Below are 24,923 nucleotides of genomic sequence, written 5' to 3'. Positions count from 1 at the left end.
ATGCAAAACCCTATATTTGTGTTTGTTTTTGCGTATGATTGTCGGATGCCTTCGCTGGATGATTACATCGAAAACAAACGCGCCAAACATAGACCTCGCTGTCGCAAAACTATTCGCCGGACCTCAAAGCCTGGAACATTGCCCGCACGAATTTGATGGAAACACCAAAGTCGAGCTATCTAAAAACTGTGCTGTGGGCGCAGGCTCTGCATACGGCATTTCCCGAAATCAAAGGCTCTATTTGGACGTCCAGCCAATGCGATTCAGCGGGCTGCCTCATCCTTTTTGGAGATCGTGTCCGAGAGAGCGACTTCGATGTTTTGGATTGTATCGATATTGCCACAAACCCCAATCTTCTTCTGGAGCTGAGAGGCTATGGTAAGCGCGCGGGAATCACGATTATCTGAGTCGTTTCCGATACCACCCGCCGCTCGATCGATGACTTTCCTCTTCTATATTGCGCGTGCCAATACTCCGGAGCCAAGTACGCTCGAGGCCTAGCCGATAGTGTCGCTCCCGGTATCGAGTTCTCAAATCCCTGACCCGTCGAGTTGCAGGGCGTCGTCGCCCTCCCAGGGTGAGGGCATCGAGGTGCGATTGAGATTGGCCGAAGGCATCGGCATCCAGCACTTCAATTCCGGCTCGGCGTATTCGATGATGCGGCCGGGCGAGGAATCGGAAGCACGCCAGCCTTCTGCACCGAACTGATCGCCATTCGACCAATACGCGAGGTCAACTTCTGCCGGCCCCTGTTCGGACGGGTGGATCGTGACGAGGATCCGACTGCCGTCTTTCGGCGCGCTGGCCATGTGGCGCCAGCGGTCTGGCTCATCCATCGTTTTTCCTCCTGCCTTGCTGCGGGCTGCAAGTGTCGCCTCGCCATCGAAAACGGTCAACTCACACTTTTGCACAACCCATCCTGTGTATTCCGCTGGAAACCGGCGGGACAACGAATGCCTCCTGGTCGCTCGAGGAATGGCGTGCCGTGCGGCGGCAGGCGGAAAATCTGCCACCGGTGCTGCAGGTCATCGTCGCCCTCGATGCCTGGAACGAGCTGGGCGTGCTGCAGCACGCGCCCTGGCTCGGCCGGCTTCTGGCGGCCGCGTCCCTGCGCCAGGCGGGCCTGACCACCGCGACCCATCTCCTCGCCGTCAATCTTGGCCCGAAATCCATTCCCGTCGATCGGCGCCGGCATCGCGATCGCGAAACCCGGCTACTCGCGATCGCTCAGAGGTCTGACCGCGGCCGCGGAAATCGGCCTGAAGGAGCACGACCGGCTGGCGCTGGCCCGGCAGATGATGGAGCGAACCCTGGCGACCCTAAGGTCGAAGCGGTCGAGAACCACGTAAAGGACGATCCCGAAGGCCAGGATGTCCTTGAGGATCATTGCCGGACGGTTCTCTCGCGGCCGCATTCAACTGACCGGCGAAACCCCGGGCGATCGCGGCATGCGATGCATCAGCAGCAATTGCTCTACAGCGGCAGCAATCGTTCTGGCGCAGCGGCAAATCACTTTCGATAGATCATCAGAGGACACGCCAGCAATGAGTGTGTCGCCGATCGCTAAAGACTTCACCAGCATTGACGGCGCTTCCCGTCCAGGAAGCGCAAGCCACCCAGGATCTAGCACCAAGATAGAACAAAGGAGTTTTCAAGATGAACCAGATGATCAACAACACTCAGGAGGCAAGCATGAAACTGGACAACACCGCACATCCCGGTAGACCGGGATCCGAAGAGCTGGTTCCGTCGCGCTACGCGGTGCGGATCGGCGAGATTGACGTGCTGGTGGTCAGCGATGGGGTGCTACCGCTGCCGACCGCGATGTTGGGCCACAACGCCGATCCGGCCGCCCGGGCCGCCTGGCTGGGCGACATGTTCCTGCCGCCGGACGCCTTCGACTGGGCGCTGAACGTCGTCGTGGTGCGTAGCGGCGGGCAGACCATACTCATCGACGCTGGGCTGGGGTTGGACCCCGACTTGAACCTGCCGCGGGCCGGGCAGTTGATGAAGCGACTGGAGGCCGCCGGCATTGATCTTGGATCCGTGACCGACGTGGTACTGACCCACATGCACATGGACCACGTTGGCGGGCTGCTCGTCGATGGGGTGAAGGAACGGCTGAATCCGGACCTGCAGATCCATGTGGCCGCTGCCGAGGTCAAATTTTGGGAGTCGCCCGATTTCTCTCACGTCTCGATGCCGGCGGGCTTCCCGGACGCACTTCGGGCGGCCGCCAAGCGGTTCAGCAAAGAGTACCAGAGCCAGCTGCGGTTGTTCGAGGATGAGCATGAGGTGGCGCCGGGCGTGGTCGTCTCCCGTACCGGCGGCCACACCCCCGGGCACAGCGTGGTCCGCGTGGCGTCCGGCGGCGACCGGCTGATGTTTGCCGGCGACGCCGTGTTCGCGGTCGGGTTCGACCACCCCGACTGGCACAACGGTTTCGAACATGACCCCGAGGAGGCTGCCCGCGTTCGGGTCCGGCTTTTGCAGGAGCTGGCAGCGACCGGCGAACTGCTGGTGGCAACTCATATGCCGTTTCCTTCTGTTGGTCATGTCGCGGTCGACGGCAACGCCTTTCGTTGGGTACCGGTCTTCTGGGACTACTGACCGCATGTTGAATTAAGGTCGAACCAGAGCGTCATCCTTGAAGGCCGTGTCAAGCTCGGCCTTCAAGCCCGAGCTTCAACCAGGCCTTCACCTATCCACCTATTGAACCACGCGCACCGCATGGGCGCGCAGCAAATGGAGCATCTTATGAAAATCGTGATTATCGGCGGAACCGGCCTGATCGGTTCCAAGACTGCAGAGCGCCTGCGCAAGAAGGGGCATGAGGTCATTGCCGCTGCCCCGAAAACCGGCGTCAATACCCTCACCGGAGAGGGCTTGGCGGAAGCACTGAAGGATACCGAGGTGGTAATCGACCTCGCGAACTCGCCATCCTTCGAGGATAAAGCCGTGCTCGAATTCTTTCAGACGGCGGGCAAGAACCTGATGGCAGCGGAAATCGAGGCCGGCGTGAAACACCACGTCGCGCTTTCGATCGTCGGCACGGATAAGTTGCCGGATAGCGGCTATCTTCGAGCCAAGGTCGCCCAGGAAAAGATCATCCTGGCAGCCGGCATTCCCTATACGATCGTGCGTTCCACACAGTTCATGGAATTTCTCGGCGGCATCGCCCAAGAGGGCACGGTCGGCGACACGGCGCGCTTGTCGACGGGTTTCCTGCAGCCGATCGCGTCCGACGACGTCGCCGATTTCGTAACGGACGCGGCGCTTGCGGCGCCGGCTAACGGCATCATCGAAATCTGCGGCCCCGAGCGCGCACGTCTTTGCGATTTCGCCGCGCGCTACCTCAAGGCGATCGGAGATTCCCGCACCGTTATCGCGGATCCGGATGCCCGGTATTTCGGGACCAAACTGGAAGACGGTTCACTCGTCTCCGACAATCATCCTCGCATCGGCCGCATCGGTTTCGACGATTGGTTTGCGACAACGCCCAGAAAATAACGACTTGCATATGGGCCGTCGTATGGGCGGCCCGGTGCCTTACTCACGAAAGGAAGATAGACATGATCAAGTCATTGCATTTTGCCGTTGCGTTGACGGCTCTCCTATCAGGTTCGGCTCTTGCACATGATACGCCGGGTGGCGGCGAGGGCGCGAAGGTTACGCTGGTCTATGACCATGAACTGCCGAACGTTCCCGGCAAGAGCATGAAGGGCGTTCTCGTCGAATATGCTCCGGGCGGTTTCTCGGAGGGCCATACTCATCCAGCGTCCGCCTTCATTTACGCGACCGTCCTCGAAGGCGCGATCCGCAGTCAGGTCAACGATGGCCCCGTCACCGTCTATAAGGCCGGTGACAGCTTTTCGGAATTGCCGGGCGATCGCCACGGTGTCAGCGAAAACGCTAGCAAGACCAAACCGGCAAGGCTGCTCGCAGTCTTCGTGGTCGATACCGCTGAGCAGGAACTGACATTCCCGATCAAGAAATAGCCGATCAGGCCGGGCCCGCAGTGCTGGTGCCCGGCCGCTCTTTGACGCAACCAAAATCGGTGATTGCTGCCATGTTTGGTAATGACAATTTCGTGCCGCTTGTTCTGATCAACCTTCTGGGAATTGCCGGCATCGTCGTGTGGCACATCCAGGGCGGCAACCGTCCGACGGGCCGCCTGATCGTCCAGATCCTGTTCTTCACCAGCATGAGCCTCGTGCTCTATCTGGGGGGCATCGCTCCGCATCGGCCCGACGGTATCTACACGCAAGGTCTTGCCGCGCTGCTTTCCAAGTCGGCCAGAATCCTGTGGTGGACCCATCTCGCCTGGACGATCATCGGCTTCATCCAGATCTACGTCAGACTGAATCGCAAGCCACGGGAAGCACATCTCATCCAGGATATGGCCATTGCCGTCATCTATCTCGGCGTGGCGCTTTCCGTCATCGGTTTCGTCTTCGGCATGCCGGTCGGCACCTTGGTTGCAACATCGGGCGTCATCGCCGTCATCTTCGGCCTCGCGTTACAGAATACGCTGGGTGATGTCTTTTCCGGCATCGCGCTGACACTCGGCAGGGCCTATGCAATAGGCGACTGGGTCCAGTTGAGCGACGGAACCGAGGGTCGCGTCATCGAAACCACCTGGCGTTCCACCAACCTGCTGACCGTTACGCACAATGTCGTCGTGCTACCGAACAGCATCCTGGCAAAGCAGGGCGTGACAAACCTCAGCCGCCCTGACGAAACCCACCTGATCGCGTTGCGTGTGCGCATCGCTGCAACGCAAAGACCGCGCATTGTCGAGGAAGTCATGCGGTCTGTGCTGCGAGCCAGCGTCCGAATCGTCAAGAATCCGCCGCCGGTCGTTGCCTTGACGGCCATCGACGCGGTCGCAATCGAAGTCGAGCTGCAGTTCCGCGTCGACAGCGTCGCCATTCGAGCGCCCGCCAAGAACGAGATCGTCGACCTGCTTCATGACCAATGCAGAGCAAGCGGGCTTTCGCTGGCCATGCCGGCCGAAAGCCTCGCTTTCGTGCCGGCACCGATCGGCAATCAGTATCCTGCCGAATGCCGACCGGTCTAGGTCACCGGTCCCATAAGATCGTAGCCAGGTACGAATTGAGGCAAGCTGGGTGGATGCGAGGAAGTTGTCGTCGCATGTGCCATATCGGGTTGCGATGGCAATTAAATAGGGTCTTCCTCACTTTGTGTGGAGATCGGCATCATCCGCGCTCTGAGAAGCTCTGTGCCCGCTCGGCCATACATTGCGCGCTTGATCGTCTTCAGGCGGTTGATCTGACCTTCTGCCTGACCGTTGCTCCACGGCAGGTCGATGGCGTTACAGACAGCTTCGATATTACGGCGAAGAACACGGGCAAAACGGGCCAAGACGGTAAGGCCAGAATGAACGGCATCCTCGATCCATTGTTCGAGTTTCCCCGAAGCCCGGCTACGAAACATACCTCGAAATCGCATGGAAAAGCTGCGCAAAACCGCAAACGTCGGTGATCCCTGTTTGAGGGCATCGACTTTCCGCGCCTGATTTATTGTCAGCGTTCCGCGCGGCTTTATGCAAAGAGTAGCGGCTATAACCGGTGAGATTAAATGACCAGTGTGCGGATCGCGCACAGGCGCATCGTCAGATGTCTTGTCGGCAAGATCGATCCGAGCCGGTACCGCACCATCTTTATCCCGTTCCGGCTTCTCGGCTCGGCGCCAGGTTGCCAGGAGGCGTTCAAGATTGGAGAAGCTGCCGGTGTATCCGCGGTGCTTGATGTCGTGAAACAGGTGCCGCCCACGGCGGTTACCATCCTTCCAACACTGGGTGAGAAACGCCTCGAAGTATAGAGGAGATGTCGGCTGTAGCGCGCTCCTGCGTCGATCGGGTGGCGTCGCGAAAGTCAGCCATTTCGCGATGCTGCGTCGGCCATATCCTGTACGACGTGCAATTTCCGAGCACGACAGACCTTCTGTGCTCAAGGCGTGTACTGTCTTGAAGACATCCTTCCGGGACTGCCGATGTGCCCGGCGAAGCTGATTGCGCCTCGACCTCTCAGGGAGTTGGTTACGCGTCGCTCGATCGTCGTGATCAATCTCGATGTCCCCGTCAGGCAGCAATGCTCTGCCTGTAGCGCGACCGGAAAGACTCATCTGTTCCTCGATAGCGAGCCGCAAATTTTGAATGAGATGAAAGCGATCCGCCACCTGAGATGCTTGCGGCACACCTTCACGAGCAGCTTGCGCGTAAAGCCCGCATCGATCTCGGCTTACCACCTCAATAGACGGGTGCTGCTTCAACCATCGTGCAACGCTTACCACGCTCCGGTCCTCGAGAATGTCCAAGACCTTTCGGCGTTCAAGATCGACAATGATCGAGCCGTAGCGCCAAGATTTCCTCCAACTCCAGTCATCGATACCGACGATACGTGCCGGGGGATCGTCGTCGATCCGTGCAGCATTGCGCTTCAAGTGCCGAAGGATGGTGTCGTCACTGATCGACATTCCAAGCCGCCTCATCAAGCGCTCTCCGGGCCGCCCGCCTGTACTGTGACCGAGCAGGCCGACTATTTCGGCGACCCTCGTTGTCCTGGGGGCGTAAGGGGAGGCAATCGCTGGGGCCCGGTCAGTGAACGTTTGTCGTCCGCACGGCCGATATGTGCAGCGCCAGCGGCGCAACTGGAGCTTCACCGTCACGGCACTGCCTTGGATAGGCAGGTCCTGAAGATTGCGGTACGACCAGCCGTGTCGACTTCTACTCTGATGTCGGCAATCTGGGCATATGCCAGACTCTGGCCCGCAAGCAGACACAACCCAATCACCTTGTTCGCCGGATATGACGCTCTGCACTTTAATGCCCGGACCGGGCGACCATTTCGATTTCGTTCGCATGCCAGCCCATAGCGGCGTCACTGTTAACGATTTGTTAACCACACAAAGTGAGGAAGACCCCGTTTAACTGCCAAACGACAAGGAGCGGGCGATCGAGGAGATCCGGGCGAAATGGTTTGACAACGGGATCATCGAGAAGGGCACGGTGTCGAGCAGCGCCGTCGCGCGGGCGGTTGTGATACGCCGTGACTGGACGCGGAAGTACGATCCGATCCGCCTGACGATCGAGCACGCTGCGTTCGTCGACGAGCACATTCGCGGAGGACTTGAAGCGAAAAAGGCCGTCGACGTGATGGTGCCCGACATAGTACGCTCAGCAGCGCCGCCGGCATCAAGAACGAACTCGCAAAGTATCAGAAGGCCGTGGGCGACGTTCTCGATAAGACTGGCGTAGAGCGGATGGTCATCCTTCGCGGGCTGCCGATCTGCGACTACAGCTTTGGATTCACCCGAGTTTCCGCAACCCCGGTCTATAATCGCGAGTACCAGAACCGGAACGTCCCAATGCCAGTCAGGCTGGTCGCCTTCGATCCCTTCGAGGACGGAAAGCGACCGATCTATGTTACACAGCAGAATAACGAGGCGCTCTATGTAAAGCTCGACGAGGGTCCGCCAGAGTCGCGGACGATCGGCGGCGCGCGCGAGATTTCGCGCCTGCTGCTGATCAAGGCGGCGCGGCTGTTGATGCGCTGCATCTCGGCTGAATCGCCCGTTTGCGCAGCCTGCATCAGCTTGAGAGCCGGCTCCGGAAGGAGCCCGGCGATGACGCTGTAGCAGGCAACACCACCAGCAAGCACAGCCTCGGGCGCATGCCAATCGCCGCTGTAGCCGATTGCAAAGTGAGTTGGGAGCATGGATTGGAGGACCTGGTGGTTGGCCCGCATTTCCGATGGCGGCAGCGCGGGGTTCTTCACCGCAACAATGTTGGGAACGCCTGCCAGCCGCTTCAGCAGTGCGTTGCTGAACGAGAAGTGCGTCGTAGCCGGATTGTTATAGACGCAGAGCGGGAGGTCAGTCGCGGCTGCGACGGAGGCAAAGAATTGGAAAGACTTCCTCGTCGTTCAGCGGCGTGTAGGACACCGGAGCAAGCAAGAGCCCGTCGGCGCCGGCCGCTTTTGCATCCCGCGCCAAGCTCTCTGCGTCATCCGTGCGAAGCGCGCCAACACCGACGATGATCGGCGTGCTTCCGCCCGGGCAATCGACGGCGGCCTCGACTGTCCGCCGCCTCTCGCTGCGCGTGAGATACATGTAGGAACCCGTGCTTCCGAGCAGGCCGACGGAGGCGACCCCGGCGGCGCCGAGGCGGCGCAGCAGAACCGCCAGGTCATCGATATTCACACGGCCTTGCTGGTCGGCAGGCGTGATCGGGAAGGCGGACAATCCGTGAAATAGCAAGGCTGCTCTCCTTTTCTGCTGCATGTTTCCTTAAATCGTAACCGATTTAGGGATAAAAACATGCAGCAATTCAAAGTGCTACAGCGACCTTTGCGGGTCTGATAAGACGCGCGGCGCTGTAAAATGCTACTGCGCCTTGCGTGTAACGCATTTGGCGGTGGATGGGCTCGATGCGCCGAATACCGGAACACGATATCAGCGCAAGATATCGGCGAGGTTGCCCGGCTTCTGCTCCGTGCGGTTCAGGTCCAGACCCGACAGCAGGTCGAGCATATGTTCCTTCATCAGGTCCGCAGCCTTGTCGGGGTCACCTGCCTCGATGGCATCGACCAGCGCGTGATGGGCGTGGCTCTCGCAGGTGGTGTCCCGCCGTTTCCAGTAGAGCGCGATGATCAGCGAGGAGTGGGAAACGAGATCGCGGACGAAGCCCGTCATGACGGATTGATCGGCGATTTCGGCGATGCCGACGTGGAACAGGGCGGAAAGCATGATCGCGTCGCTGTCGCGTCCGGCGTGCAGCGCCTCATGCTCCCTTTCGAGATGGTGGCGCAGAAGACCCACATCCCCCGGTTTCGCCGCTCTGGCGGCAAGTGCTGCAACCCTCGGCTCGATCAAGGCGCGTGCTTCGAAGACCTCGCGCGCCTCCTTGGGTGAGGGTTGCGCGACGAAGGCGCCGCGATTGGGCTCCAGCCGCACCAGCCAATCGTGCGAAAGCTCCTGGAGGGCGGCGCGGATGACTGTCCGGCTGACCGAATAGATCGACGCCAGCTCATCCTCCGGCAGTTTCGTGCCGGGGGACAGGCGGTGGCCGACGATGGCGTCCCTGAGACTATGATAGATCGGCGACCAGCGCGCCGCCGGCTTTTGACGATCGTTTTCGGGCCTGAGTGTTGTCAACATGTTCATCGTTTTCTGGCGAGTCGGCCCCTATGAAGTCTCATATGGCTCGCCTTCCGGTCAATCCCACCCCGGTGCGCCGCCCCACTCGGCCGAGCCGCAGTCCCATAATTGCAGCGCCGTGGGCCTATGGCGTGCCGTCGGCGCTTTTGTCACCTCCCGGAGACCACGGCGCGTAGAGCCCGGCAAATCGTTTGGCGAGCGGGGCGGCATAGCCACCGACCTTGGATGTCCTTAGACCCAGCGCCGAAACCGTTTCGGCGAGCCTTACCGCGCAGGCGACGCCGTCGAGCACCGGCACGCCGTGTTCCTGCGAAAGCGCATGCGCGAGGTCGGCCATGCCCGCGCAGCCAAGGACGATCGCCTCCGCCTTGTCTTCTGTGATTGCCCGGGCAATCTCGGCGGAGATCTTGCGGCGGGCATCGGAACCGGGCAGCTCGAGGTCGAGCACGGGGACATCCGAGGCGCGGACCTTGGCGCAGCGCGAGGCGAGGCCGTATTTCGACAGGTTGTGCTCGATCGCCGGCACCGAACGGGCGAGCGTGGTGACGACACTGAACTTGCCGGCGATCAGCGTTGCGATATGGAAGGCCGCCTCGCCGATGCCGATCACCGGAGCGTCGGCGGCACAGCGCGCCGCGTCCAGACCGGTGTCGTCGAAACAGGCGATCACATAGGCATCCATCGCGCCCGCCTTTGCCATTTCCGCAATGATGCCCGGGACGACGAAAGCCTCGTCGAAATAACCCTCGATGCTCGGGGGGCCATCCTTCGGGTTGACCGCCACGATTTGCGTTCCGGACGAGGCCGCGACCTCTGCCGCCTTGCCGATCTTGTCGGTCATCGAAGCGGTGGTATTTGGATTTATGACGAGGATGCGCATGTCCTACCGCCTAGTTTCGCCGCCTAGATTTCGCCGCCGAGATATAGATGCCGGACCCGCTCGTCGGCCAGCATCTCGGCCGAATTTCCGCTGAGCGCCACCTTGCCGGTCGTCAGCGCGTAGGCGCGCTGGGAAACGCGCAGCGCCATGCGCGAATTCTGCTCGACAAGGAGAACGCTGACCTTTTCGTCGCGATTGATCGCCACGATCGAACGCGCGATGTCTTGCACCAGCTTCGGCGCGACGCCGAGCGAGGGCTCGTCGAGCAGCAGCAGGCGAGGGCGCGCCATCAGTGCCCGGCCGATGACCAGCATCTGCTGTTCGCCGCCGCTCATCGTTCCGGCCTGCTGCGAATAGCGCTCCTTGAGACGCGGAAAGCGCGTCAGCACCATGTCCATGCTCTGCTGGATCTCGATCTTGTTGGTGCGGGTGAAGGCGCCCATCAGCAGGTTGTCGCGCACGGTCATGAAGGGAAAGACGCGGCGTGCCTCCGGCACCATGGAGATGCCCATCCGGACGATCTCATCCGGTGCCGTGCCGTCGATCCGGCTGCCGTGGTAGTGGATCTCGCCCTTGCGGATCTTTCTGAGACCGGTGATGGCGCGCAGGATAGACGACTTGCCCGCGCCGTTTGCACCGATCAGCGCCACGGTCTCGCCTTCGTACACCTCGATCGACACGCCCTTCAGGGCGTAGACGTGGTCGTAGTAAAGCTCGACGTCATCGAATTTCAGCAGTGGTTCCATGACCTACAATCCGATCGATTCGTCTTCGGCACCGAGATAGGCTTCGATGACCTTGGGGTTCTGCTGGATTTCTGCCGGAACCCCCTCGGCGATCTTCAGGCCGAAGTTGAGCACCACGATGCGGTCCGAGATGTTCATGACCGCCGGCATGTCGTGCTCGACCAGGAGCACGGTGATGCCGCGTTCGCGCAGCTTCCGCACGATCTCGATCGCCCGCCTCGTCTCGTCGTGGTTCATGCCGGCGAAGGGCTCGTCGAGCAGAATGACCGACGGATTGGTGGCAAGCGCGATGGCGATGCCGAGTGCGCGCAGATGCCCGTGGGGCAGGGTGCTGGCGACCTCGCTTTGCATCGCCGCCAGGCCGAGGAAGGCAAGGATCTCGTCTGCCGACGTGCCGAATGCATCCAGGTCGCCGCGCGCCGCCGCGCTGCCGAAATAGAATCCGGCAAGGCTGGCGCGCGAGCGCAGATGATGGGCCGTCACGACATTGTCGCGCACGGTCATGTCCTTGAAGATCGTGGTCTCCTGGAAGGTCCGCACCACTCCCTTTCGGGCAGCGATGTGCGGTGCGAGTCCCGAGATCCGTTCACCCCTGAAACGCACCTCGCCCTCCGTCGGCCGCAGGAACGAGGCGATCAGCTTGAACAGCGTCGATTTGCCGGCGCCGTTCGGCCCGATCACCGAGAGGATCTCGCGTTCGCGCACGGAGAAGGATACGTTGTTGACCGCGACGAGGCCGCCGAAACGCTTGGTGAGGCCGACGATTTCGAGAATATCAGCCACCGCCTAGGCCCTCCTCTTGTGCGGCAGGGTCAGGCTCAGCAGGCCGTTCGGTAACACCAGCATCAACGCGATCAGCACTGTCGAGAAAATCAGGAGCTGGAACTCTCCGGTCTCGAACAACAGGTCCCAGCCGAAATAGAGGACGAAGGTGCCGAGCATCGGCGCGAGAACATAGCCGAGCCCCCCGAGGAAGCAGTTGAGCATGAAATTAACCGAGTCGGCGACCGTGAAGCTCGACGGGTAGATCGACTGGGAGATCGATGCGAACATCGCTCCGCCGACGCCGCCGAGGAAGGACGACAGCGCATAGGCGATAACGCGGAGATAGGCGATGTTGACGCCGATCGAGGAGGCGAGCTCCTCGTTCTGCTGCAGCGACTGGCAGAGCTGGCCGATGCGGGAATGGGCGAGCCGGTAGAGGCCCAGGAAGCAAAGCGCCATCAGCAATACGGAAACAATGTAGAAGGCGAGGCGAGGATTCGCGAGCGTTGCAAAATCCGGAACGAGCGTGATGCCGAAGAAGCTTATGCCGGCCGGCAGGGGAATGCTGACGATACCCGAGGCGCCGTTGGTGATCGTCGGCACGGCAAGGGCGAGAAGGCGGGTGACCTCCGTCAGCACCAGCGTGACCATGGCGAAATAGACGCCGCGCAGGCGCAGGATCGGCAGTCCGATGAGAACGCTTGCGGCGGCGCAGAACAGGCCCGCCAGCGGCAAGGTCAGCCAGAACGATACGCCGTAGTTCATGACCAGGCTGGCGGAGACGTAGCCGCCCATCAGCGCGTAGGCGCCCTGGCCGATGTTGATGCGGCCGATATAGAAGGTGATCCACACGCCCGCGCTGATGATGCTGAGAAGCGCTACGGATGTCAGTGTGTAATAAAGATCGCTTCGCCCCGTTGCCGCGATCAGCAGCGGGACCACCACCAGCAGCACAAGCAGGAACAGGGCGGCCGAGACGATCTTGACGGTATTGGCTCGTGACTTGCCCATCGCCTCAACCCCACGGTTTGCCCATCAGCCCGTGAGGGCGGATGCTCAGGAAGATCATCAGCAGCGCGAAGATGACGAGGTAAGTGATGTCGCCATAGGCGCGCAGCACGGTGAGGCCGACCGATTCCATCATGCCGAGGATGAAGCCGCCGGCGATCGCTCCACCGACGACGCCGGCGCCGCCGATCATCACCATCAGGAAGGCCTTGATCGAGATCGGCCCGCCGATGCCGGAATTGACGCCGGTGATGCTGACGAGGAGCCCGCCGACGATGCCGGCTAGCATCGCCCCGAGCGCGAAGCCGATCATCGAATAGCGTTCGACCTTGACGCCCATCAGTTGCGCGGCGATGCGATCCTGCGCCAGCGCCCGCATGGCCCGGCCCGGCTTGCTGTATTGCATGAAGAGCATGAAGGTGGCGATCATCAGAATGGCGACAACGCCGACGAGAATCCGGTCATAGGGCAGGATCACCCTGTCGGAAACGAAGACGCCGCTGATGATCTTCGGCACGCCGCGCTGCTTCTCACCGAACAGCAACAGCACGACGGCATCGAGGAAGAATGCGGTCGCGGCCGCAAGCAGCATCGTGCTTTCCTCGCGTTTGCTGCGCCGGATCACCGTGCGGAACAGGAATTTCTCCATCAGCGCGCCGACGATCGCGAGCGTCACGCCCGAACAGATCAGCGCGATCACGAAAGGCAGCTTGAGTTGGCCGTAGATCGAATAGGTCACGAAGCCGCCCAGCACATACATCTGGCCATGGGCGAAATTGAGCACGTTCATCAGCGCGAAGATCAGCGTCAGTCCGAGCGCGATCAGTGCGTATTGGGCGCCCAGATAGAGTCCGTTGGCAATCACCTGTTCCATAGCGACGGATCCAGTCGGTGGGAGATTCGGGACTATTCCCGAACCTCGATTGAGGTGCCGGGCTGGCGGTTTTTCACCAGCTCCCGGTCTCGCTCGCAGGACGATCACAACGTGACCGCGACGAATGTCAGTCCACTTCACCGACGAACAGCGTCTGGAATGCGCCGTCCTTGAACTCGGTCACCACCATCGGCACCGAGACCTGCCGCTTCTGGCCGAAGGACGTCATGCCGACATATTTCAGCGTGCCGTTCTTGGCATAGGGATTGGGCGCCGAGAACGTGTCCATGGTCTTCTTGAACTCCTCGACGTCGTCGATCGCCTTGGGGTTCGCCTTGAGCGTTTCGATGATGTATTCGAGCGCGTAGACCTTGGTATTGGACTCGTCGTTGTATTCGCCGAACTTCTTGATGTAGCGATCGATGAATTCCTCCATCATCGGCGTGCGGATCTCCGGCGTTGAGGCGCCGCCGACCGAGATGAAGCCGTTGGCGAGTTCGCCGGCGCCTTCCTGCAGCACCGTCGCGTCCTGCGCTGTCTCGGCCGAAATCAGGCCTTCATAGCCGAGTTCGCGTGCCGCGCGGATCAGCAACGGCGCATTGGCCGGTGCGACGCCCGACAGCACGAGCAGGTCTGGCTTCAGTTGCACGATGGGTGTCAGCACGGGCGTGAAGTCGCGCGTGTCGGTCTGGTAGGTGTCGGTCTCGGCGACCACTTCGAGCCCGAGTTCCTTGGCGGCGGCAACGCCGCTGTCACGCTGGCTGAGCGGATCGGATTCATTGGCGGCGATGAAGGCGACCTTCTTCACGCCCTTGTTTTCCTTCAGGTATTTGTAAATCGCCGGCCCGGACTGATAATTGGCGACCATGCCGAGCACCGCGTTCGAAGCCGGTGCGACATAAAGCGATTTCGGGAAGGCATAGGGGAAATAGATGATCCCCTTAGATTCCGCCACCGGGCGAACGGCGGCGGCGCCGTCGTCGACATTCGGTCCGACGACATAGCGGATGCCTTCCTGGGCCATCTTCTCCATGCCGGCGATGGCACGCTTGGGATCCTTCTGGTCGTCGAAGGTGACGATGGTGATGTTGTAGGTGTCATCGCCGATCTTCACGCCGCCGGTCTCGTTGATCCAGTCGGCGCGTGTCTGCATCGAGCGCACGTTGGACGTACCCCAGGCGGCGGCGGGACCGCTGGTCACGCCAACGAAGCCGATCTTGAGCACCTTGTTTTCGGCTTGCGCCGAAAAGGTGCCTCCGGCCGCGATTGCCAGCAGCGAAACGGCGCCGAGCGCCAGCGATTTCAATGTCGAGCGTCTGTTGATCATCTCACTCCCCATTTTTTTAGCATCCGGTGCGCCGTGGCGGTGCGGATGCGTCAAAGGAAATCCTAAAATACATTGTTGTCAACATTATTGTCTATTTTTGTATACAAAATTGATTGCGCCGTCCCACAGCGCCGCGCGTCTTTTCAGACGCGCAAAGCACTTTGAATGGCTGCTGAGGGGAAATCTTCGCACCGATTGCGCGTGTAGCCCTCGGGAGGACGGTTCAAAGACCGCGAAAGGCTGCGAGCAGAAAGATGGCCGCCGCGATTGCGCCGAGGGCGCTTCGGCCCGCATGAAGCTTGCCCCAGCGGAGAAGAAGGTCACGGGTTTCCTCGCCCGCCTCTTCCGGTCGCGTTGCCTCCAGGCGCCGGTTGACCGGCATGATGACGAGCATCGTATAGGGCCAGTTCAAGATGATGATCGCTGCGCCGACACCCCAAAGCGGATTGCCGGTCTGCCACCAGGCCGCAGCGCCGAGGAGGCCGGAAACGAGCGCGAGAGAAGCCTGCATCTCGAAGCCCCGCCGGTACGCCGGACCCCATTGCGCGAGGGCCGCGCGATCATCGAGGCCAAGCCTTGCCGGCTGTTCGGCCACGTTTATGTAAATGGCGGCGCCGAAGAAGATGGACGCCGTGAGCAAAGCGAGCAGACCGAACATTCGACGTTCTCCTACCTCGGACCATCATACACGATGAACGCCCCGACAGCAGGTGCATTGTTTTCCTCTGCACGCGTGAGACGCGTGTCGCCGACACCCGGCGCTCTCCGTCCTTCGCCAATTTCGGTTGCTTTGTGACAAGCCGGTATCACCGCCGGTGATTTTGTGTGGTCTGCCTGCCGGAGTTTGCGTGAACTTCTAGACAAATTGCGACTGCGGCGGGAGAATTTCTATGCGGCTGGCCTGTGGCTCTGGTTGTCGATCCGGGACGGGTCTTGGATGGGAAAGCGTCTGTCGCTTGGCAGTAAATTGGGGTCTTCCTCACTTTGTGTGGTTAACAAATCGTTAACAGTGACGCCGCTATGGGCTGGCATGCGAACGAAATCGAAATGGTCGCCCGGTCCGGTGGGCGCTGGCGCGACCTGCCGGAGCGGCGCCGCTGTTGACTGGGCGGAGCGGGGCGTGCTGCAGGATCTCTTCTACAGCCTCAGCCACGATGGCGATTTCGAATGGTTGTGCGTGCATGCCACAGTCATTCGCGCTCATTGGCATGCCAGTGGTGCACGCAGGCAAAAAGGGTCCGTGATGCCGAAAGTCTGAGACCGTTCCAAGGCGGGCCTAGGCGCCAAGCTCCATGTCGTGACCGACAGGAGAAAACGATCGATGAATTGATGGCGCGCCTTACGAGCAGGCCGGAATATAACGAGCTGCGCTCTTGCACAGAGCGCAGCTCGTGTCGTGATGCGATCAGAGGTCCGTCACACGCTCCGGATCGGCGGAAGCCAGCGCAGCGGCTCGCTCGGGCTGCGGTGGATAGATCCAGACGGTGTTGATTTCCTGTTTGGTCGCCTTCGCTTTCTCGCCGACCATCTCCACCTTACGGTCCCAGCCTCGGGTAAAGAGGGCTCCGGCATCGCCGAGGTCGAGGCAGGTGACATAGGCTTCCTGATGATATTGCCGTGCCGGCACGCCCAACAGTTCAGCGGCGGCGTTGTTGCCCGCGAAGGCACCCATGCGTGTGGCGTGCTGGCACGACATCAGTGCGTAGTTGCCGCAGCCGTCGCACGCGGCGCGCGCCGCATCCCCGGTGGCGAAGACGCCGGGTACGGACGGCACACGCAGGCAGCCATCGACCAGCAGCCGGTCGAATTTGTCACGCTCGCCGGGAATTTGGGTGGTCAGCGGATTGGCCCGCATGCCTGCCGCCCAGATCACGGTCATGGTTTCTATATACTCGCCGGTATTCAGCGTAACACCGGATTTATCCAGCGATGAAACGCCGGCATTGAGCCGCGTTTCCACGCCGAGCTTGCGCAGTGCTTCCTCGATGATCGGGCGCGGACCTTCGCCCATGTCGGGGGCTACCGCGCTGCTGCGGTCGACGATAATGACACGCGGATTGGCAGTTTTGTCGAACAGGGTCCGCAGCCGCGAAGGCATCTCGGTCGCCGCCTCGATACCTGTGAAGCCGGCGCCGGCAACAACGATGGTGTCTCGCGCGGCCGAGGCCGGCATCTTCGCAAGCTCGTGCAGGTGGCGATCAAGGGCAATGGCGTCGTCGATGTTATCGACGCTGAAGGCGTATTCGGCAAGGCCCGGAATATTCGGGCGGAACAGCCGGCTGCCGGTGGCGAGCACAAGGCGATGATACTGAAGGGACTTTCGTTCGCCCCTGGCATTGACGACTTCTACGGTGCAGGCCTTCGTATCGATCGCTTCCACGCTGCCCTGCACGTAGGCGACATCGACGGCGTGAAATACATCCTGCAGAGGTGCCGTCAGGGTCTCGGGTTTCGGCTCGTAAAGCCGGGGGCGGATGACGAGCGTCGGGTCCGGGGACACCAGCGCGATTTCGAGCTCTTCGGGCGAAACGCCTTCGATATCGCGCAGGCGGGCTGCGGACAGTGCGGCGTACATGCCGGCGAAACCGGCGCCTACAATCACAAGTCTCATTTTATTCACTCCGTGGTTTGTAGTTTCAAAAGGCCGCGCGTCACCGTTGCCGCTCCTGATGGGCGGCTAGATGGTCGGTAACGATGGCGCACGGATTGGTGAAGCGACGTCGCTTAGGCGGTGATGAAGGCCAGCATGTCGGCATTGACCACATCTGGATGGGTCGTGCACAACCCATGCGGCAGGTTCTCGTAGATTTTAAGCGTGCCGGCCTGCAGGAGCTTCGCCGACAACGGCGCGGCGGCACCGATGGGAACGATCTGGTCGTCATCGCCATGCAACACCAGCGTCGGCACGGTGATGTTCTTCAGGTCCTCGGTGAAATCCGTCTCCGAGAATGCCTTGATGCCGTCGTAATGCGCTTTCGCGCCGCCCATCATGCCCTGACGCCACCAGTTTGAGATGACCGCCTGCGAAGGCTCGGCACCCCGGCGGTTGTAGCCGTAGAAGGGGCCGCTTGGAAAATCGCGATAGAACTGCGAACGGTTGGCGGCCAGCTGACTGCGCAATCCGTCGAATGCCTCGATCGGCAAACCGCCGGGATTGGCGGCGGTCTTCAACATCAATGGCGGCACGGCCGCAACTAGGATCAGTTTGGCAACGCGGCCCTTGCCGTGGCGCGCGACATACCGCGCGGCTTCACCGCCGCCGGTAGAGTGGCCGACATGGATCGCGTTGTGAAGATCGAGGTAGTCGACCATTGCGGCAACGTCGGAGGCGTAGTGATCCATGTCATGACCGTCGCTCACCTGGCTCGATCGGCCATGACCGCGGCGATCATGAGCGATCACGCGAAAGCCCTTGCCGAGGAAGAAGAGCATTTGATTATCCCAATCGTCGGAGCTGAGCGGCCAGCCGTGGTGAAAGACGATCGGCTGAGCGGACTTCGGTCCCCAGTCCTTGTAAAAAAGTTGAACACCGTCGCTGGTTGTAATGGAGGTCATTGTGCTGATCCTTTGTAGAATATTTGTTTCGGTGCCCGTCATTGAATCGGACGGACAGTTGCTAAAATCGGGTATGCAGGCCGCTACAGCTCGCTTCGTTGCGATTGACCCGTAATCGGTGTCCCAGACCATCCTTTGTCTCCGCAGGATCCATTGGTATGGGCGCAGTGGTGGTTTAACGAAACAAGTCTGCGGCTGCGCCAGAGGGATTGGCGCCATTGCAGAGCAATTGCGGTTTAACGGATGCGCCGCAGTTCATCGCCCGGCGTTTTACCGGTCGGCTTTCGAAATGTGGCGGCCATGGCTGTTTGCGAGGCGCAGTCAAGTGAGGCTGCGACAACGCCATGCCAGGGGGATTGCGCGGCATGGTCGTCGCGTGCTCGAGCCGATGACGTCGCAGCGAAGACGCGACAGTCCGGAATCTGAGGCGAGGGCGAAAGGAGATTGCGGTCAGCCGTGGCGGCGCCGCCAATCGGTCGGTGTTTCACCGGTCAATTTTCGGAATGCAGCTGCAAATGCTGTTTGCGAGGCATAACCGAGGGAGGCTGCGACCAACGCGATCGAATTTTGAGGATCACGTAGCATGTTTATGGCCTGCTCGAGCCGATATTGACGGAGCCAGTTGTGAGGCGAAAGCCCCGTGCTTTCCTTGAAAGCGCGACAGAAATGAAAACGTGATAGCCCGGAATCGGCAGCGAGGGCCGCGAGGGAGACGTCCGCGTCTGCGTCCGACCGCAATCGTTCGATGGCCCGGCGCAGCACGCTCGGCGCGAGGCCGCCCAGCGCCGGCTGATAGCTCGGTGCCTTGCCGGTATGTGCAGCCAGCAGGCGCGTGGCCAGAAGATCGGTCAACTGCTGCCTGAACAGTGTATCCAGTGCCGTATTGCCTTCCAGGACATCGGCTGCGCTCAGGAGCAATCGGGATGTAATGAGGTCCGGATGCGCCGTTCGCTCCAGAAGATCGGTCGGCGTGAAAGTATCGGTTTCGTCGGCAATGCGCGTCAGTGTCGTGTGGGGAAGATAGAGCTGAACGACATCAACCGGTTTTGGAATATCCCATCGGGAGCTTGATCCAGCCGGGATGATGATCACAACCCCGCGACGAAACGTTCCGCTCACGATCGATCTTCCTGACCGCCGTTCCATGCGCTGTATCGCGCCGTTGTAAGCCATGATGACGTGGTCGGTCATGGGCTCGACGACATCATGTAAGGGGCCGTGATTCCAGTGGGCGATTGCACCGCCAGAGGGGTCCGCCGCAAGATGAATTGGCGCAGTTCTGAGAACACGTGACATCTCGTTAGCAGGGTTCTGTTCGGCGGCCTTCGTTTCGGTCTCAGCCGGCGAGCTCTCGAGAGGATCGGTGGAACAAGGCAAGCTCATGGTTGCGCGCTCGTCGATTGGCGCTGCTTGCGTGCGATCCTTGCAACAATTGCCAGCTCGTTGAGCGCCCGCCTATAGTGGCCAACCCTGTCAGTCTTCTTACGCATGACATCCCCATGTCGTGAGCAATTCCGCTGTGCTTCTGGTCATTCGCGCGTTGCTAGATGTAGCGAGGATATCAAGAATTTTCGAGGACGAAACCTATTCTCCAGGATAGGTTTGGTTCGCGATTGGACCTGGTTCTCAATCACGCGAGCTCAAGCGTCGCGCGATGTATGCGCCGCCAGCCTGAGGGGCCACTTCGACGATAACGCCTATGGTGATATGCGCGACGTCATGGAGAATGGCGAATTTCCACCGGATGGGGAAGAGGAAGAAGAACCGGAGGAGGAAGGAGAAGATGAGTCTTCAGCTGGCCGCCGTCAGTTCCCACACCGCCACGCGACCATGGTCGTTACAGGTCCGCAGCGATACATAATCATATTTAATTCAGCTGCGTGATACGTTTTTGTATATCAGCATACACGTTGCAAGCGCAGGTCATTTGCGGCGGGGCATGACAAGCGGATCAATCGCGAGCCTGCCCCCGCCAAACACGATCAATGCCAGCGCCATCGCCGCCCAGGGCAGGTGGAAATTCGCCCAGCCATCTGGAATGGTGAGCTGGATGATCGCCGTCATCAGCAGCAAGCCGAGGGCGGCGAAGCGTGTCGCCAAGCCAAGGACCAACAAAACCGGCAGGATCAGTTCTCCGATCCCCGCTGCGGTCGCCATCGCCAGTGGAAACGGATAGGCAATCTCGCTGCCGAAAATATGGAGTTTGAACTCCTGTTCGAAGAGATATCTCGCACCTTGCGAAAGTGTCAGGAATCCGTCCCATTTTGTCAGTCCCGACCTGAAGAAGGGAATCGCCAGCGCGAAGCGCAGTGCCAGCAGCGGCAGCGATTGAGGAACGGAGGCGAGTAGGCCTTCGGTACGCGCGATGAGGGCGGCAAGGGCAGCGCCAGAGCCGTGCGAGGGGACTGCTTCGGTCTTCATGGGACGTTTCCTTCATCCTGTTGGAGGGCGCTGAATGCACCGAGACTGGCAAGACCAATCAGCGCCGTTCCGAAATCGAATGCGGGGCCAGCGCCAAATGCCGCCTTCGCCGCCGCGCCAAGCGTGGCGGCGTTGAACAGGCAGGCCGCAAAGACGGCGTCCTGCGGCGGGAGGATATACACATTGACAGTCATCTCCTGCCGCACGATCAGGACGGCCTGCGGTCCGCAGTCGGCGAGCGGCGCAACCATGTCCTGCTGATGCGCGCTCCAGATGGAGCCAACGGGATAGTCCGACGAGATCAAGCCCGCTGAAGGGTGCGGGACGAGCCGCAAGTCTGCAAGCATCTCGGGCGCCGCGGCTGCAAGTACCGCAAGGTCGAGCGGCGCGGCATCCGCCGCGTGATAGGCGCGCATCCAGGCCGCCTCGACCCGGGCGACATCGGGCAGATAGGCAAGCTCTCTCGCTGGCTGGAAGCTCGCAATGAAATCCGGGAAGTCGCCGCCATATTCGATGATCAGCGGTGAGGCGGGTTTGTGATCCTGGGCATAGGCCCGCGCCATGGCCATGAAGAATTCCGTGCCAACGAGCCGCTCGGTTACCGGAAAGTGCTGGGCGAGTGCCTTTGTCAGCCCGACGAAGACATTGTTGCGGTAGACGACGAACCGCGCAGCGTCGACCTCGCCGCGCGCGGTGGTGATGCCATCCGGCACCGGCCGGTCGGCATGCAGCAAAGCGTCGGCAAAGGCGTTCTGGCTGGCAGCGAAATCCATCGTCACGCCGCCTTCATCCGGCGCCCTTTGCGTCGTAGCGCTTCGGCGGAAAGCATCGCATCCGCGCGTGCCGCCTCCGCCTGCAGGGTGTCGAAATCCGGAACGTCGTTGTCCCATTCAATCAGCGTCGGCAGTGGTCCGCTGCGCGCAAGTGTGTGTTCGTAGAGCGCCACCACATCGCTCCTGACCGCCGTACCATGCGCATCGATCAACAGTCTGTCGCCGGCGTCGTCGATGGTCTCGTCGTATCCGGCGAGATGAATCTCGCCGACCAATTCGACCGGGAAACGGTCGATATAGGTGGCGGCATCGAGCCGGTGATTCACCGCCGACACCATCACGTTGTTGACGTCGAGCAGGAGACCGCAGGCGGTCTGCTCCGCAATCGTCGCCAGAAAGTCCACCTCATCGATCGTGCTGTCGGCAAACAGCACGTAAGTCGACGGGTTTTCGAGTAGCAGTCGTCGCCCGAGTGCCTGCTGCGTTTCGTCGACATGGTCGATGACGCGCGCCAGGTTTTCTTGAGTATAAGGAAGCGGCAGCAAGTCGTTGAGAAAGCCCGTGTCGTGGGTCGACCAGGCCAGATGTTCGGAGAAACTCTGCGGTCGATAGCGTTCGATCAGCCCGCGCAACCGCTTTAGATGCGTCTTGTCGAGCCCGCGCGCCGCGCCGATCGACAAGCCAACGCCATGCAGCGAAAGTGGATAGAGTTCCGTGATGGCTTCCAGATAGTGATGCGGCGGCCCACCGGCGCCCATGTAGTTCTCGGCATGCACCTCAAAGAAGCCGACATCCGGCCGATTGGCCAGAATGGTCTCGTAGTGTTCGGGCTTGAGGCCGAGGCCGGCACGCGCGGGCAAGGCGGAAGTTGGGATTTTTGAAGCGGACATCGCGGTTCTCCCCGGTTTTGTCAGACAACAGCGGAGGCCCAGATACCGGGCCCCCGCTTGGCGGTCAGCCCTTTATCGGCTCCAGCTTGCCCATGTGGCCGTCGACATTCATGCTGGTGCAGGTGCCGGCCGGCACGGCCTTCCAGGCGTTGCCCTGGTAGTCCATCGTTGAGGTACCCGCGCAGGTCGTGCCGGCGCCGGCTGCGCAGTCGTTCTGACCCTTAAGCGCGATGCCATAGCATTTCTCGTTGCCGACCATTTTCTCAGCCGGCAACGGTGCGGCGAAGGCAACCGATGCAATAGCGGTGGCGAGCGAGCCGGCAAGGGTAAGGGTGAGCGTGGAACGGTTCATGGTTGATCTCCTCTTGGACCTTCCGCGTGCCGGTCATCGGCCGCGTAATCCTCCCTTCGGTCCGGCGAGGCCTTCTGTTACGCATGGCAACAAACACGAATTCGTGATCGAAGGTGTGGCTTCGTTGGACATTATTTCGGGCGGCGCGTAACAAAGCAGCCTGTGCGCGCGTATTGGAGAGACAAGGGTTGAACGGCGACGCGGAAAATGAACTTGCCATGCTGCTGCGCGCCGCGATCGCAGGGGATGAAAGGGCCTATGCTGCGTTTCTGGGACGCACCGCCGCCATCGTGCGCGGCTTCGCGCGTCGGAAGATCGTGCTAGGCGGCGTCGATCCCGAGGACATCGTGCAGGAAACGCTTCTGGCTATTCATATGAAGCGTCATACATGGATCAGCGACGCGCCTGTCTTGCCTTGGGTTTATGCGATCGCGCGCTTTAAGCTGATCGACGCGTTTCGCAAGCGTGGCCGCCATGTGGAGATCGAGATCGGCGACATCGCCGAGACGGTCGCCCAGCCGGAGGCCGAGGCGGTGAGCGACCGTGAGATCGGTCGCGTGCTGGATGGGCTGGCGCCGGGCCAGCGTTCTGTCGTAGCCGCGATTTCGATCGAGGGGCGTTCGATCGGCGAGACCGCCGACAAGTTCGGCATGACGGAGACGGCGGTGCGAGTTGCCCTGCACCGGGGTTTGCGATCGATCGCAAAGAAGTTTGGACGGAGCTGAAATGCAGACCAACGACCTCATCAACGCCCTGAAGGCAGATGCAGCAAAGCAGGCGATGCCGCTAGGCTATGCATGGTGGGTGGCGATCGTCGCCGCGACGATCGTCGCAGCGGGCGTCTTCTTCGTCCTGATCGGTCCGCGCCCCGACTTCGCGGTGGCCGCCCACACGCTCCGGTTCCTGTTCAAATTCATCGTCACACTTGCGCTCGCCGTCGTCGCTTTTGCGCTCCTGCGGGTGTTGTCGCGTCCCGGTTCCGATGTCAGACGCGCCGCTTGTTGGCTCTTTCTTGTGCCGATCCTTCTCGGCACTGCGGTGGTGGCCGAATTGTTCGTCGTGCCTTCTGATCAGTTGGTTACAGTCTGGTGGGGCAGTAACGTCTATGTCTGCCTGACCTTCATCCCGCTGATCGGTCTCGGCCCGCTGGCCGTTTTTCTGGCGGCGCTCCGTCACGGCGCGCCGACGCGCCCCCGCCTTGCCGGCGCCGTCGCTGGCCTGCTTGCCGGCGGCATCGCCGCAACTTTCTACGCAGCCCATTGCACCGACGATTCACCGCTGTTCGTCGCTACCTGGTATTCTATCGCTATCGCCGGACTTGCAGCGCTCGGCACGGTCCTTGGCAGACGCGTTGCGCGCTGGTGAAGCCTTTCCGATTCGATCACCAGAATAGGAGGTACGAAGGGGACACCGACGCAGGGAATGCATCTCTGTCTGATTTCGCTGAGTTATCTAGGCCGACAATCGTATTTTCTGTCGACTTGAGATTGGTTCCGTATCGGGCGACGAGCAAGGCCGAGAGTTCCCCATTGTCCAGCGGTTTGTCGCCGGTTTGAACTTTTGCCGCCCAGCAACTCCAAGAAAGGTTATAAGGGCGCCGTGACCACCCGCCAACAGGATAGCCCGTCGCCAAGGTACTGCCAAAACCAGCCTATGTCGCGGTCTCGCTCGCCGGGCTGGCGATCATCCGCTTCCTCACTCAAGGGAAAACCGCGTGAATAGCGTTCCCATCAAAGCGGGCCGTGATCCAATCGAGGCAAGACATGGCGAGCGAACAGATTCGCCTCGAGGCGGGAGATATGGCCGAAGGTCGTCTTCGTCCGCGAATTGATTCCCCACATCGTTTTCACGAGATCGGCTATTCCGGGCCTTACGAGAGTTACGCGCTTCAGAGAGCAAACCTCTTTGAGCCCGATTGATCGGACAGCCTGGTACAGGCCCTCTTTCCGCTGAAAACGGAAGCGATCGGTGCTGCTGGAGTGGAAAGCAAACAACTGGCGCAACGCCCAAGCCGTGGACAAATTCTTTGTCCCAGCGGAAGCAAGCCAATCCCGCTTGTCTGTGATGGCGTCCTGGCCCGGTTCCGGATCGCCCACGATCAACCCATAAAGGGTCCGCTAGCAAGCTGCGGCCGCTCCTGCTTCGCGTCGCG

The 24,923-nt window shown here is 60.9% G+C and carries 26 protein-coding genes and 2 pseudogenes; 8 read left to right on the top strand and 20 right to left on the bottom strand.

Going from position 1 to position 24,923, the window contains the following annotated elements; all coding sequences use genetic code 11:
• Nucleotides 1-155: 155 nt before the first annotated feature.
• Nucleotides 156-407: a hypothetical protein gene (locus QA644_RS32075; protein WP_283073075.1), complete on the top strand. Its 252-nt coding sequence runs from the start codon at nucleotides 156-158 to the stop codon at nucleotides 405-407.
• 123 nt (nucleotides 408-530) lie between these two features.
• Here QA644_RS32075 and QA644_RS32070 read toward each other — a convergent pair whose 3' ends face one another.
• Nucleotides 531-836 (bottom strand): hypothetical protein, encoded by a 306-nt coding sequence (locus QA644_RS32070; RefSeq protein ID WP_239602765.1) that lies wholly within the window; start codon nucleotides 834-836, stop codon nucleotides 531-533.
• Between the two features lie 131 nt (nucleotides 837-967).
• Between QA644_RS32070 and QA644_RS32065 the strand changes: the two are divergent.
• Nucleotides 968-1,313 (top strand): annotated as a pseudogene (locus QA644_RS32065) (DUF1612 domain-containing protein); the annotation flags it as partial.
• A 101-nt stretch (nucleotides 1,314-1,414) separates the two neighbouring features.
• On the opposite strand, the gene QA644_RS32060 reads toward QA644_RS32065, so the two are convergent.
• Nucleotides 1,415-1,582 carry a hypothetical protein gene (locus QA644_RS32060; RefSeq protein WP_239602767.1) on the bottom strand — a complete coding sequence of 56 codons (168 nt, stop codon included), beginning with the start codon at nucleotides 1,580-1,582 and terminating at the stop codon, nucleotides 1,415-1,417.
• Between the two features lie 74 nt (nucleotides 1,583-1,656).
• Between QA644_RS32060 and QA644_RS32055 the strand changes: the two genes are divergently transcribed.
• From QA644_RS32055 to QA644_RS32040, 4 genes are all read left to right on the top strand, one after another.
• The gene (locus QA644_RS32055; protein WP_239602771.1) at nucleotides 1,657-2,610 is read left to right on the top strand and encodes an MBL fold metallo-hydrolase; all 954 of its coding nucleotides are present in this window, start codon (nucleotides 1,657-1,659) and stop codon (nucleotides 2,608-2,610) included.
• 147 nt (nucleotides 2,611-2,757) lie between these two features.
• Nucleotides 2,758-3,510, top strand: a complete 753-nt coding sequence (locus QA644_RS32050; RefSeq protein WP_283073074.1) for an SDR family oxidoreductase — start codon at nucleotides 2,758-2,760, stop codon at nucleotides 3,508-3,510.
• Between the two features lie 62 nt (nucleotides 3,511-3,572).
• Entirely contained in the window at nucleotides 3,573-3,998 is a 426-nt protein-coding gene (locus QA644_RS32045; RefSeq protein ID WP_283073073.1) for a cupin domain-containing protein, read from the top strand.
• A gap of 71 nt (nucleotides 3,999-4,069) precedes the next feature.
• Nucleotides 4,070-5,080 carry a mechanosensitive ion channel family protein gene (locus tag QA644_RS32040; protein WP_283073072.1) on the top strand — a complete coding sequence of 337 codons (1,011 nt, stop codon included), beginning with the start codon at nucleotides 4,070-4,072 and terminating at the stop codon, nucleotides 5,078-5,080.
• 101 nt (nucleotides 5,081-5,181) lie between these two features.
• On the opposite strand, the gene QA644_RS32035 is transcribed toward QA644_RS32040, so the two are convergent.
• The 18 genes and pseudogenes from QA644_RS32035 to QA644_RS31950 form a co-directional block, all read right to left on the bottom strand.
• Complete coding sequence (locus QA644_RS32035; RefSeq protein WP_283073071.1) at nucleotides 5,182-6,885, bottom strand: ISL3 family transposase; 1,704 nt, start codon at nucleotides 6,883-6,885, stop codon at nucleotides 5,182-5,184.
• Between the two features lie 587 nt (nucleotides 6,886-7,472).
• Nucleotides 7,473-7,871: pseudogene (locus tag QA644_RS35280) on the bottom strand (dihydrodipicolinate synthase family protein); the annotation flags it as partial.
• A gap of 25 nt (nucleotides 7,872-7,896) precedes the next feature.
• Entirely contained in the window at nucleotides 7,897-8,280 is a 384-nt protein-coding gene (locus QA644_RS35275; RefSeq protein WP_349254130.1) for a dihydrodipicolinate synthase family protein, read from the bottom strand.
• A gap of 195 nt (nucleotides 8,281-8,475) precedes the next feature.
• Nucleotides 8,476-9,180: a GntR family transcriptional regulator gene (locus QA644_RS32020; protein WP_283073070.1), complete on the bottom strand. Its 705-nt coding sequence runs from the start codon at nucleotides 9,178-9,180 to the stop codon at nucleotides 8,476-8,478.
• 124 nt (nucleotides 9,181-9,304) lie between these two features.
• Nucleotides 9,305-10,060, bottom strand: a complete 756-nt coding sequence (locus QA644_RS32015) for an aspartate/glutamate racemase family protein (protein ID WP_283073069.1) — start codon at nucleotides 10,058-10,060, stop codon at nucleotides 9,305-9,307.
• Nucleotides 10,061-10,083: 23 nt separating this feature from the next.
• A complete protein-coding gene (locus QA644_RS32010) occupies nucleotides 10,084-10,806 on the bottom strand; it encodes an ABC transporter ATP-binding protein (protein WP_283073068.1) in 723 nt (240 codons plus the stop codon).
• Nucleotides 10,807-10,809: 3 nt separating this feature from the next.
• Nucleotides 10,810-11,589 carry an ABC transporter ATP-binding protein gene (locus QA644_RS32005; RefSeq protein ID WP_283073067.1) on the bottom strand — a complete coding sequence of 260 codons (780 nt, stop codon included), beginning with the start codon at nucleotides 11,587-11,589 and terminating at the stop codon, nucleotides 10,810-10,812.
• 3 nt (nucleotides 11,590-11,592) lie between these two features.
• Complete coding sequence (locus QA644_RS32000) at nucleotides 11,593-12,582, bottom strand: branched-chain amino acid ABC transporter permease (RefSeq protein WP_283073066.1); 990 nt, start codon at nucleotides 12,580-12,582, stop codon at nucleotides 11,593-11,595.
• 4 nt (nucleotides 12,583-12,586) lie between these two features.
• Nucleotides 12,587-13,453, bottom strand: a complete 867-nt coding sequence (locus QA644_RS31995; RefSeq protein ID WP_239601771.1) for a branched-chain amino acid ABC transporter permease — start codon at nucleotides 13,451-13,453, stop codon at nucleotides 12,587-12,589.
• A gap of 127 nt (nucleotides 13,454-13,580) precedes the next feature.
• Nucleotides 13,581-14,780: an ABC transporter substrate-binding protein gene (locus QA644_RS31990; RefSeq protein ID WP_283073065.1), complete on the bottom strand. Its 1,200-nt coding sequence runs from the start codon at nucleotides 14,778-14,780 to the stop codon at nucleotides 13,581-13,583.
• Between the two features lie 223 nt (nucleotides 14,781-15,003).
• Complete coding sequence (locus tag QA644_RS31985) at nucleotides 15,004-15,438, bottom strand: DUF1772 domain-containing protein (RefSeq protein WP_283073064.1); 435 nt, start codon at nucleotides 15,436-15,438, stop codon at nucleotides 15,004-15,006.
• Nucleotides 15,439-16,185: 747 nt separating this feature from the next.
• Complete coding sequence (locus QA644_RS31980) at nucleotides 16,186-17,391, bottom strand: NAD(P)/FAD-dependent oxidoreductase (protein WP_283073063.1); 1,206 nt, start codon at nucleotides 17,389-17,391, stop codon at nucleotides 16,186-16,188.
• A 113-nt stretch (nucleotides 17,392-17,504) separates the two neighbouring features.
• Nucleotides 17,505-18,335 carry an alpha/beta hydrolase gene (locus QA644_RS31975; RefSeq protein ID WP_283073062.1) on the bottom strand — a complete coding sequence of 277 codons (831 nt, stop codon included), beginning with the start codon at nucleotides 18,333-18,335 and terminating at the stop codon, nucleotides 17,505-17,507.
• 450 nt (nucleotides 18,336-18,785) lie between these two features.
• A complete protein-coding gene (locus QA644_RS31970; RefSeq protein ID WP_283073061.1) occupies nucleotides 18,786-19,718 on the bottom strand; it encodes an AraC family transcriptional regulator in 933 nt (310 codons plus the stop codon).
• Between the two features lie 540 nt (nucleotides 19,719-20,258).
• Entirely contained in the window at nucleotides 20,259-20,756 is a 498-nt protein-coding gene (locus QA644_RS31965; RefSeq protein ID WP_239602795.1) for a DoxX family protein, read from the bottom strand.
• Entirely contained in the window at nucleotides 20,753-21,529 is a 777-nt protein-coding gene (locus QA644_RS31960; RefSeq protein ID WP_283073060.1) for a DNA-binding domain-containing protein, read from the bottom strand. The genes QA644_RS31965 and QA644_RS31960 overlap by 4 nt, the downstream gene beginning before the upstream one ends.
• Before the next feature lie 2 nt (nucleotides 21,530-21,531).
• Nucleotides 21,532-22,419: a DUF692 domain-containing protein gene (locus QA644_RS31955; RefSeq protein WP_283073059.1), complete on the bottom strand. Its 888-nt coding sequence runs from the start codon at nucleotides 22,417-22,419 to the stop codon at nucleotides 21,532-21,534.
• Nucleotides 22,420-22,483: 64 nt separating this feature from the next.
• Nucleotides 22,484-22,771 carry a DUF2282 domain-containing protein gene (locus QA644_RS31950; protein ID WP_074072754.1) on the bottom strand — a complete coding sequence of 96 codons (288 nt, stop codon included), beginning with the start codon at nucleotides 22,769-22,771 and terminating at the stop codon, nucleotides 22,484-22,486.
• Between the two features lie 188 nt (nucleotides 22,772-22,959).
• Between QA644_RS31950 and QA644_RS31945 the strand changes: the two genes are divergently transcribed.
• Entirely contained in the window at nucleotides 22,960-23,496 is a 537-nt protein-coding gene (locus tag QA644_RS31945; protein ID WP_194730461.1) for a sigma-70 family RNA polymerase sigma factor, read from the top strand.
• A 1-nt stretch (nucleotide 23,497) separates the two neighbouring features.
• Nucleotides 23,498-24,136, top strand: coding sequence for an NrsF family protein (locus QA644_RS31940; RefSeq protein ID WP_283073058.1), 639 nt, complete (start codon nucleotides 23,498-23,500; stop codon nucleotides 24,134-24,136).
• The last annotated feature ends 787 nt before the right edge of the window (nucleotides 24,137-24,923 follow it).

This window comes from Rhizobium sp. CC1099 (genome assembly GCF_029714385.1).
Taxonomy (GTDB): domain Bacteria; phylum Pseudomonadota; class Alphaproteobacteria; order Rhizobiales; family Rhizobiaceae; genus Rhizobium.
Note: the sequence above shows the minus strand (reverse complement) of the source record. Positions and strands in the feature narration are given on the sequence as shown.